Annotated in this window: 9 protein-coding genes; 4 read left to right on the top strand and 5 right to left on the bottom strand. The window is 73.1% G+C overall.

Features of this window, described 5'->3' with window-relative positions; all coding sequences use genetic code 11:
• Positions 1 to 81 precede the first annotated feature (81 nt).
• Genes L0P92_RS09240 through L0P92_RS09220 form a run of 5 tightly spaced genes read right to left on the bottom strand, consistent with a single transcriptional unit; the run spans position 82 to position 3,945 of the window.
• On the bottom strand, positions 82 to 1,173 hold the full coding sequence (locus tag L0P92_RS09240; RefSeq protein WP_234762033.1) for a serine hydrolase domain-containing protein: 1,092 nt from the start codon (positions 1,171 to 1,173) through the stop codon (positions 82 to 84).
• Positions 1,170 to 2,090: a DUF6895 family protein gene (locus L0P92_RS09235; RefSeq protein ID WP_234762032.1), complete on the bottom strand. Its 921-nt coding sequence runs from the start codon at positions 2,088 to 2,090 to the stop codon at positions 1,170 to 1,172. Before L0P92_RS09235 ends, L0P92_RS09240 begins: the two co-directional genes overlap by 4 nt.
• Positions 2,087 to 3,031 carry a DUF6895 family protein gene (locus L0P92_RS09230; RefSeq protein ID WP_234762031.1) on the bottom strand — a complete coding sequence of 315 codons (945 nt, stop codon included), beginning with the start codon at positions 3,029 to 3,031 and terminating at the stop codon, positions 2,087 to 2,089. The genes L0P92_RS09235 and L0P92_RS09230 overlap by 4 nt, the downstream gene beginning before the upstream one ends.
• Positions 3,028 to 3,738 carry a hypothetical protein gene (locus tag L0P92_RS09225; protein WP_234762030.1) on the bottom strand — a complete coding sequence of 237 codons (711 nt, stop codon included), beginning with the start codon at positions 3,736 to 3,738 and terminating at the stop codon, positions 3,028 to 3,030. The genes L0P92_RS09230 and L0P92_RS09225 overlap by 4 nt, the downstream gene beginning before the upstream one ends.
• Before the next feature lie 21 nt (positions 3,739 to 3,759).
• Positions 3,760 to 3,945 (bottom strand): hypothetical protein, encoded by a 186-nt coding sequence (locus tag L0P92_RS09220; RefSeq protein ID WP_062715965.1) that lies wholly within the window; start codon positions 3,943 to 3,945, stop codon positions 3,760 to 3,762.
• 279 nt (positions 3,946 to 4,224) lie between these two features.
• Here L0P92_RS09220 and L0P92_RS09215 point away from each other — a divergent pair, with 279 nt between their 5' ends.
• The 4 genes from L0P92_RS09215 (at position 4,225) to L0P92_RS09200 (ending at position 7,455) form a co-directional block, all read left to right on the top strand.
• Complete coding sequence (locus L0P92_RS09215) at positions 4,225 to 4,692, top strand: RrF2 family transcriptional regulator (protein WP_234762029.1); 468 nt, start codon at positions 4,225 to 4,227, stop codon at positions 4,690 to 4,692.
• A 127-nt stretch (positions 4,693 to 4,819) separates the two neighbouring features.
• Positions 4,820 to 5,293 carry a carboxymuconolactone decarboxylase family protein gene (locus L0P92_RS09210; protein ID WP_234762028.1) on the top strand — a complete coding sequence of 158 codons (474 nt, stop codon included), beginning with the start codon at positions 4,820 to 4,822 and terminating at the stop codon, positions 5,291 to 5,293.
• A gap of 15 nt (positions 5,294 to 5,308) precedes the next feature.
• Positions 5,309 to 6,232: a patatin-like phospholipase family protein gene (locus tag L0P92_RS09205; RefSeq protein WP_234762027.1), complete on the top strand. Its 924-nt coding sequence runs from the start codon at positions 5,309 to 5,311 to the stop codon at positions 6,230 to 6,232.
• Positions 6,229 to 7,455: a macrolide family glycosyltransferase gene (locus tag L0P92_RS09200; RefSeq protein WP_234762026.1), complete on the top strand. Its 1,227-nt coding sequence runs from the start codon at positions 6,229 to 6,231 to the stop codon at positions 7,453 to 7,455. The genes L0P92_RS09205 and L0P92_RS09200 overlap by 4 nt, the downstream gene beginning before the upstream one ends.
• Position 7,456 lies beyond the last annotated feature (1 nt).

The raw sequence follows: 7,456 nt of genomic DNA, 5'->3' as shown, positions 1-7,456 counted from the left end.
GGGCGGGGGGGGGGGGGGGGGGCCCCCCCCCCCCCCCCCCCACGCCCGCCCCGGCCCCTCCCCGTCCCCGCCCGCCCTGCGCTACTCCTCCGCCAGGAACGCGTACGCGGTGGCGACGAACGGGTCGCGCGCGCGGAAGCGGCGCGTGCACAGCGCGACCAGGGCCGTGCCCGTGTCGGGCCGGAAGCCCAGGAAGGCCTGCTGGCCGAGGGTGGCGCCGCCGTGGAAGTACATCGGGCCGCCGTCCGTGGGATGCCGGAACCAGGCCATCGTGTGCACGTGCCGGTGCCCGAGGCCACGCCGCAGGACCGGGGTGCGCACCGCCCGCAGCGCCTCGGCGCACGGGGTGCCGGCCGGGTCGAGGTGGGCTTCGAGGAACGTGAGCAGGTCGTGCGGGGTGGCGCGGACGGCGCCGGCCGCCTCGAAGCCGCCCGCGTCGAAGGCGAGGGTGGTGGTGCGCCCGTCCTTGCCGTGTCCGACGGCGTCGGTCTTCGGGTCCTCCGCGCGCAGCGCCGTACCGCTGAGGCCGAGCGGGCGCAGGACCTGTGCGGCGAGCAGTTCCTCCCAGGCCGTGCCGGTGGCCGCCGCGAGTGCGTGGCCGAGTACGGCGACGCCGAAGTTGGAGTAGTGCCAGCGGGAGCCGGGCCGGTGCCGCGGGCGGTGCCGCAGGAAGGCGTCGGTCACCCGCTCGGCCGGATAGCGGCCGTAGGGATTGGTGCGCCAGGCCGGGAGCGCCCGTACGTAGAAGTCGGCGGGCAGGCCGGGAAGTCCGGCCGTGTGGGTGATGAGGTGGGCCAGGGTGACGGGGGCCGTGTCGGTGTGCCGGCCCGGCGCCAGAAGGGCCGCGGCCGACTCGCCGCCGCTGAGCAGGCCGCTCTGGGCGAGCCGGGCCAGCAGCAGTCCGGTGAACGTCTTCGTGGCCGAACCGATCTCGTAGCGCAGGTCCTGACGTGCGACGGGCGGGGGCGCGGCGGTGCCGCCGCAGTGCAGTGTGCGCCGGCCGTGCCGGGATACCGCGAAGACGGCGTCGGGTGCGTCGACGGCGTCGACGGCGCGCTCCAGACGCTCCCTCAGGGTGTCGTCCGGGACGTCGTCGCCGCCGGGCGGGCCGTCCGGCAGTGTCTGCTCGGTGTCGTCGGCGATGCCCGGCCAGGGCTGGGGGCGGCCGCTCATGAGGCGACGTGGGTGAGCTCGGTCAGGGCACGGGAGGTCGCCAGCACGGAGGCGAAGGCCGCGACCAGCGTCGGATGGTAGATCATGTCGAACAGCTCGTCCGGTTCGCCGTCCGGCATCTCGCGTACGGCGGGCATGGCGCCGTCGGCCTGCTGTGCGGCGGCGAAGCCCTCCCAGGCCCGCTCGTCCAGGGTCGGGCGGGGCAGACAGGCGTCGACGACGAGGAGTTCGCCGAGCAGGTCCCAGCGCCTGAGGTCCAGCCAGTCGTCGATCCAGACCGGCAGCCACATGGCGAGGTAGTCGGCGATGTCCGGCGGCAGGCCGCCCGGGTGCTCGCCCCAGTCGGTGAGGTGGAACACCGTGTGGGTGACGTCGTAGGCGATGTGCCCGCTGACCGTCCAGGGCTCGGGTGTCCGGCCCAGCCAGGTGGAGCCGACCATGCCCGCCTCGGGCACGGAGGGCGTGAGGCCGAACCGGCGCTGGAACGCGGAGAGTCCGAGGCGCCGGGTCGGGTCCAGTTCGAGGGCGGCCCAGCTGCTGGTCCGGTGGTAGAGGACGGTGGCGCGCTCCACCTCGGGCTCGCTGTATCCCAGCTCCTTGTAGGGCAGGTACACCTCGAACGGGATCGGCGAGAGCGGTTCGACGCGCTGGCCGCGTACCAGCATGCGGCCGCCGTCCAGGGTGTGCCGCCAGGTGTGGTCGAGGAGCTTGCGCGCCAGCTCGGCCTGGCGGGATCCGGCCACGCCCTCACGGAACAGCACCCGGCAGATCAGGGCCAGTTCGCCGACCGGTTTGAAGCGCTCCAGGAAGCCGACTTCCGGGTCGACGTCGGGTTCCAGGCGGAATCCGTCGCGATGGGCCCACAGCCACTCCAGGGCGCGCACGCCGACGGTGTGCATCAGACGGGGGTCGGTCATCCGGGCACTCCTTCGGCCGCGCGGCTCAGGCAGGTGACGGTCTGGGCCGCGGCGAAGGCGGCCATGAGCGTGGAGTGGTAGCAGTGCAGGAAGTCGGGCTCCGCGTCCGCCGCGGCGTTCTCCTGCGGGGCCGCCTGCTGCGGGAGCGCGCCGGAGTCGTGCTGTGCCCGTGCGATCCGGGTCCAGGCGTCCTGGAGGGTCGCGGGGTCGGGCGGGGCCGGCAGGCTCGCGGCCACGACCAGCAGTTCGCAGCCGAGGTCCCACATCCCGGCGTCCAGGCAGGTGTCGAGCCAGGGCGGCAACCAGTGCGCCAGATAGGCGGCCAGGTCGGCGGGGACGCCGTCGGGGGTGCGGCCCCAGTCGGTGAGGTGGAAGACGACGTGGGTGAGCGCGTACCCCGAGGAGCGCTCGAACGTCCAGGGTTCCGGCAGCCCGCCCAGCCAGGTGCGCCGCAGCGTCGGTTCGTCCGGTTCCGGCCGGTGGATGCCGCTGCGCCGCTCGGCCTTCAGCACGCCGAGCCGGCGGGTCGGGTCCTGCTCGGTGAGCCGCCAGCCCCGGGTGCGGGCCGTCGTCGCCGCGGCGGCCTCGTAACCGGGGTGGCGCAGTCCGGCCGACGCGAAGACGGAGTAGACCTCCAGCGGGTACGTCGCGAACGGCTCCAACCGCTGGAGTCTGCGGAACAGTTCGCCCTGGCCCGTCTGCCGCCACGCGAACCGCAGCAGGTCAGCGGCACACGCGTGCAGCGGGTCCCACGGCGGGCTGTGCGCGCGGACGCTCGCACAGGTCTGGGCGAGTTCCCCGAGGGGTTTCCAGGTGGCGTCCACCTGGCCGTCGGCGGTGAGCGCGTCCTCGCCGAGCGCGAAGTCCTCGCGGTGCGCGGACAGCCAGGCGAACGCGGCGATTCCGACGTCCCGGATGCCGCCGACGTCCAAGGCCGTCATACGAGGGCTCCGGCCGCCCGCATGACCCGTGCCGCCTGCACCTGGAGGGCGACCCGCGGGTCGTTGCCGCCCATCAGTTCCACGAAGTCCAGCCCCGCTTCGAGGCCGAGGGTGTCGGGGACCCCTTCGGTCAGGGTCAGCCAGCGTCCCGCGCCGGCCGCCTGCTGCCAGTCCCTGCGGCGCACCGCCCGGACGAAGCCGCGGGCCAGGTCGACCGGTCGGCGCCGGGCGGCGCGGGCCACCGCGCAGTCGTCGCCGGGCACCGCGAGGGGGGCCAGGACCGCGAGTTGGTGGGTCAGAACCTGCCATGTCGCCTCGTCGAGCCAGGCGGCGTCGGGTTCCGTGAGTTCGTCAGGGCCGGGTGGGCCGGCCGGGGCCGTGTCGAACCGCACCAGGGTGCGTCGCATGGCCCAGTGGCTCCACCTGACGGTGGGTGCCGCGTCGGCGCGCGGCGGAAATGCCTCCACCGTGTTCCGGAACGCGGCAAGTGCCTCCGGGGCGGGCGGAGTCGGGAAGAGGACGTGCGGCAGCAGAAGGTCTGCTCCCAGCACACGTACGGCCGCGAGGGCGAAGCTGCCCTCGGGGTCGTCCGCCGCGGCGGTGCCGGACATGCGCACGTGGTCCCCGCCCCGCAGGGCGGAGACCACGTCGGTCGCAAGGTCCTGCACCGCGTCCTGCAAGAGGGCCGAAGTGCCTGACTGCTCCATTCACTGCTCCCGTTCGGTCCGCTAGCCCTTCTTGGGGCGAGGGGTCGGCGGGGACAGCAGCAGCTTGGTGTCCGCGGAGAGCAGCGCCAGGGCGGCGCACTCCCGGCTGTCACGGTAGACACCGTCGGGTTCGGCGGGGTCAAGCGCCGCTTCCAGGTCGGTCCGGACGTGGGTGATCTCTTCGATCGCCTTGTCAACGGAAGGCATATCACCATCTCCTCTGGGGTCAGCCATAGCCTCCACAACTCAGATCACCATATCGCCACAAAAGCCGCATCTTTTACCAGAAGGCAACATAGGTCCCTCCTTCAACATTCCAGGGTCCCCCGGCCGCCGCGCGAACAGCGCACGCACCAGGGGGCGTACGGCACCCGGACCTGCGCATCGCCGTCAACCACCGTGCAGCGACGGCCAGTTGAGTCACCCCGAGGCGGTCGGTCCGCGTCCGTTACCGTGCCTCGATCCTGGACAGGTAATGTCCGTAATATGCGAATGTCGAAAGGCGTCGAGTGGGCGCTGCACACGCTGCTCAACCTGGACATGGTCGACGGCGGCCCGGTGGGCAGCGCCCAGCTCGCCGAGGCCCACGGGCTGTCCGCGTCCTACCTCAACAAGCAGTTGCAGCAACTCGCCCGCGCCGCACTCGTGGTCTCGGTGCCCGGGCCGCGCGGGGGCTTTCGCCTGGCCCGGCCGCTGGAGTCCATCACCCTGCTGGACGTGGTGGAGGCCATCGAGGGGGACGCGCGGCTCTTCCACTGCACGGAGATCCGCTGCTGCGGCCGGATCGGCGAGCTGTCCCCGCCACCCACGGGCACATGTGCCGTCAACGCGGCGATGCGCCGGGCGGAAGAGGCGTGGCACCAGGCGCTGGCCGCCCAGAACCTCGCCGAGATCAGGGCGGAGTTGGACGCCACCCCGGTCGTGCGACGGATCGTGCGCTCGGCGTTGCGGTGAGTAGGCGCCACGCCTGAACCGATTCCCGGTCCACTCCTGAGACCCACCTCACACACGACCTCCTGTCACACATCGCGGGTCGGCCCGGTCAGTTGGGTGTAATCCGCTCCAAGGCAAGGAGATCACCGTGGAACCGCGTCTCGACTACTTCGGCCACCCCCTCGCGGGCAAGGTGCTCAGGCACATCAACACCGCCAGCAAGCTGGTCTCGGACTCCACGCTGCCGGCCACCGTCCAGGAACTGGTGAAGATCCGCGCGAGCCAGATCAACGGCTGCGGCTTCTGCACCGACATGCACACCAAGGACGCGGCCCAGGCCGGGGAGACCGCGCAGCGCCTGCACCTCGTCGCGGCCTGGCGGGAGGCCGAGGTCTTCACGGAGGCCGAGCGCGCCGCGCTGGAGGTGGCCGAGCAGGGCACCCGTATCGCCGACGCCGCGGGCGGTGTCAGCGACGAAGCCTGGCGCGCTGCCGCCAAGCACTTCGACGAGGACCAGCTCGTGGCGTTGATCTCCCTGCTCGCCGTCATCAACGCCTACAACCGCGTCAACGTCATCAACCAGCAGCCCGCCGGGGACTACCAGCCCGGCCAGTTCGGCTGACCCGGCCGGCCGGTCATGGCGAGCGGGCTGCACGCCCTCCCCCGTCCCGTCGCCGTCGTGGTGGGCGCCGGCGGGGTGGTCGGAGCGGCACATGTGGGGGTCGGATACGCGCTGGAAGAGCGCGGATTCCGACCGGACATGATCATCGGAACGTCGGTGGGCGCGCTCAACGGCGCCATCGCGGCCGCCCACCCCGACCGGGCCGCGCCGTGGCTGGACCATGTGTGGACCCAGCTGCGCCGTCGCGAGGTGTACCCGCTCGGCCATATGACCTCACGGGGCAGCGTGTTCACCGACCGCGGACTGCGCCGACTGATCGCCAGGGCCGAACTGCCCGCGCGGATCGAGGAGTTGACGGTGCCGTTCACCGCGGTGGCCATGGACCTGGACACAGGCGCCGCGGTCTACCTGGACCACGGCGACCTGGAGTCGGCGCTGTTGGCCAGTGCGGCCATTCCCGGGATGCTGCCCCCGGTGGACCGTGCGGGCCGCACGCTCGTCGACGGCGGAGTGATCGCGTACGTACCGGTACTGGCCGCGCTGCGGGCCGGTGCGGCCAGTGTGGTGGTGGTGTCGAGCGGGCCGGAGAGCTCGCCGCCCCGGCCCGCCGGTCCGCGCCGCAGCGCCGGGGCGATAGCCGGCCGGGCCGGAATGCTGTTGCTGCGCCATCAGATCGAGCGTGACCTGCACGAGGTGGCCCGGCGCATCCCGACCGTGGTGCTCCCCACCGGCATCGACGCCTGGCCCGCCCCGTGGGACTTCGGCCATTCCCAGCGGCTGATCAGCACCGCGTCCCGGACCGCGGGGCGCTTCCTGGACGGGCTCCGCATCGGCGGGCCGGGCCTGTACCGCGTCGACGGCCCTTCGGCGACGCCTACGGGTCCGGGCGCGACGTCGACTTCGTCTTCCGCTTCTTCCGTACTGGAGGCCGGCCTGTGAGTACCGTCGCGTTCCTCAACATCGGCATGCACGGGCACGTCAACCCGACGCTGCCGGTCGTGGCCGAGCTCGTCCGGCGCGGTCACACGGTCACATACCACACCTCGCCCGCGTTCCGGGCGGAGATCGAGGCCGCCGGCGCGACCGTGCGGCTCTACCCCGGGGGCGAGCAGCCGCTCCCCGATCCGCCGACGCCCATCACGCTGCTGGAGTCGCTCGCGAGCACCACCGTCCGGCTGCTGCCGGCCGTGCTCGACGATCTGCGCCGGGACCGGCCCGACCTGATCGTCCACGACAGTTCGTGTCTGTGGGGCGCGGTGGCCGCCCGCGAACTCGGGGTGCCGGCGGCATCGTCGTTCACCACCTTCGCCTTCGGCCGGCACGTCCCCAGCCCCACCGGCGCCTCCTGGGACCTGTTGGCCGGGGCCTGGGCCCAGCCCCGCAGCGTACGGGGGTACGTCCGCGCCCGTCGGGAGCTGCACCGCCGCTTCGACGCACGGGGCCTGCCCCTGGTCGACCTGCTGAACATCCGCCAGCCGCTCAATCTGGTGTACACCTCACGGGCGTTCCAGCCCGCGGTCGAGGACTTCGACGCCTCCTACCGCTTCGTCGGCCCGAGCATCGGCGCCCGCCCCGCCGACCCGTCGTTCGAGGCCGACCGGCTCCACGACCCGGTGCTGTACGCCTCGCTCGGCACGGTGTTCGGCGCCGGCCCGAAGCTGCTGCGGACGTTCGCGAGCGCCCTCGCCCCGCTGGGCGGCACGGTGATCGTCGCGACCGGGCAGACCGACCCGGACGCGCTGGGGCCGTTGCCGGCGAACGTGCTTCCCCTGCGGTTCGTGCCGCAGCTCGAAGTGCTGGACCGCGCCGCGCTGTTCGTCACCCACGGCGGGATGAACAGCGTGAACGAGGCGATGCACGCGGGGGTCCCGATGCTGGTGGTCCCGCAGGGCGCCGACCAGCCGATGACCGCCGCCCGCGTCGTCGAACTCGGCGCCGGTCTGTCCCTGGGCACCGAGGACGTCACAAAGGGCGCCGTACGTGCCCTCGCCCGGCGGCTGCTGCACGAGCCCGGGTTCCGGACCGCCGCCGCCACCCTTAAGGACGCCCAGCGCGAGGCGGGCGGATACCGGCGGGCCGCCGACGAACTCGAACAGTACGTGCGGGCCGCGGGCCAGGTCCCGCCGACCGTGGTCGCCGTCGATCCGACGCAACGGGGCTGAG

The organism is Streptomyces muensis (assembly GCF_021474425.1).
Taxonomy (GTDB): Bacteria; Actinomycetota; Actinomycetes; order Streptomycetales; family Streptomycetaceae; genus Streptomyces; species Streptomyces muensis.
The sequence above is the reverse complement of the archived record's forward strand: the minus strand, read 5'-3'. Positions and strand labels throughout refer to the sequence as shown.

Excerpts from the sequence above, each read along its gene's own strand:
- L0P92_RS09240 (WP_234762033.1), bottom strand. The coding sequence starts at position 1,173 with ATGAGCGGCCGCCCCCAGCCCTGGCCGGGCATCGCCGACGACACCGAG.
- L0P92_RS09235 (WP_234762032.1), bottom strand. The coding sequence starts at position 2,090 with ATGACCGACCCCCGTCTGATGCACACCGTCGGCGTGCGCGCCCTGGAG.
- L0P92_RS09230 (WP_234762031.1), bottom strand. The coding sequence starts at position 3,031 with ATGACGGCCTTGGACGTCGGCGGCATCCGGGACGTCGGAATCGCCGCG.
- L0P92_RS09225 (WP_234762030.1), bottom strand. The coding sequence starts at position 3,738 with ATGGAGCAGTCAGGCACTTCGGCCCTCTTGCAGGACGCGGTGCAGGAC.
- L0P92_RS09220 (WP_062715965.1), bottom strand. The coding sequence starts at position 3,945 with ATGCCTTCCGTTGACAAGGCGATCGAAGAGATCACCCACGTCCGGACC.
- L0P92_RS09215 (WP_234762029.1), top strand. The coding sequence starts at position 4,225 with ATGCGAATGTCGAAAGGCGTCGAGTGGGCGCTGCACACGCTGCTCAAC.
- L0P92_RS09205 (WP_234762027.1), top strand. The coding sequence starts at position 5,309 with ATGGCGAGCGGGCTGCACGCCCTCCCCCGTCCCGTCGCCGTCGTGGTG.